Genomic DNA, 1,145 nt, shown 5'->3' on the forward strand with positions numbered 1-1,145 from the left:
ACGTATATATGATTATAGAAGCGATGGCAGATGCAGCTGTATTAGATGGTATGCCTAGAAATCAAGCATATAAATTCGCTGCTCAAGCTGTGTTAGGCTCTGCAAAAATGGTACTAGAAACAGGCATACATCCAGGTGAATTGAAAGATATGGTTTGTTCTCCTGGCGGAACAACGATAGAAGCTGTAGCAACATTAGAGGAAAAAGGCTTACGAACAGCCATCATTTCAGCTATGCAGCGTTGTACGCAAAAATCTGTTGAACTATCTAGGCAAACTAAAAAGTAATAAATTAGTGTAAAGAAACCCACTTTAAATACATTCACATATCTTTAAACAGTTTTAGACTATATACACATTTCATTTACATACTCCTCCTTTTTCACCAGTAACTGAACGGACAAATTCAAGGGTAATTGAGTTTGTCTGTTTTGCATTTTATTATCCTAAAATAATTAGCCTGTTCTTATTATCATTTATTTTATAGCGTAATACCCTTTTATTATTAAGGGAACATCATTTTCATATGTATTTGCTGCAGATTTTATCAAGTTTTAAATCATACGTTTCTTGTAAGACATGATACACACCAGATGAAATATACTCAGAGACTAAGCGTAATATCTATTGAAAAAAGTAATATCAATCGCCTCAAATTGTTAACATAATATTTTTATCGTCCTCTAATGTTAATTACTATTTCCTAATCCACCTCCATTACAATTTAAATCATTTAAGTTTTCTCCATATCGTGCATCTACTAGTTAAACAAAAACTCCCCTTAAATCGAAAATGATTAAGGGGAGTCAGTCATATTTGATGAAGTTATAGTTCTGATTTCACTGGAATAGAAACATTATTTTTCACTAAATTTTTAACTTCTTTAAAGCTAACAAAATTGTTGTTTTGCTCATCCCAAAGACGGAAACGGAGTGATCGCAAACTTGTAGCAAGAGTAATCGTTGGTACATTCTTTAAAGGAAGCGTATTATTGTGTGCCTCTTCTAATTTATAATTAGGTACTCTTGGACTTAAATGGTGAACATGATGAAATCCAATATTACCAGTTAAAAATTGCAGGATTTTAGGTAGTTTATAAAAAGAACTTCCTTCCACTGCCGCTTTCACATATTCCCACTCTTTATC

Annotated in this window: 2 protein-coding genes; one reads left to right on the forward strand and one right to left on the reverse strand. The window is 32.6% G+C overall.

Translation table 11 applies throughout. The annotated features are described in order from the left end of the window. Nucleotides 1-287: pyrroline-5-carboxylate reductase dimerization domain-containing protein (locus tag AC1DJR_RS30760; protein WP_477004342.1), on the forward strand; the 287-nt coding region annotated here is incomplete at its 5' end. A 537-nt stretch (nucleotides 288-824) separates the two neighbouring features. On the opposite strand, the gene AC1DJR_RS30765 is transcribed toward AC1DJR_RS30760, so the two are convergent. Continuing rightward, a partial coding sequence (locus tag AC1DJR_RS30765; protein WP_477004343.1) for a fatty acid desaturase occupies nucleotides 825-1,145 on the reverse strand: 321 nt, incomplete at its 5' end.

This window comes from Bacillus sp. 05T31 (genome assembly GCF_056396725.1).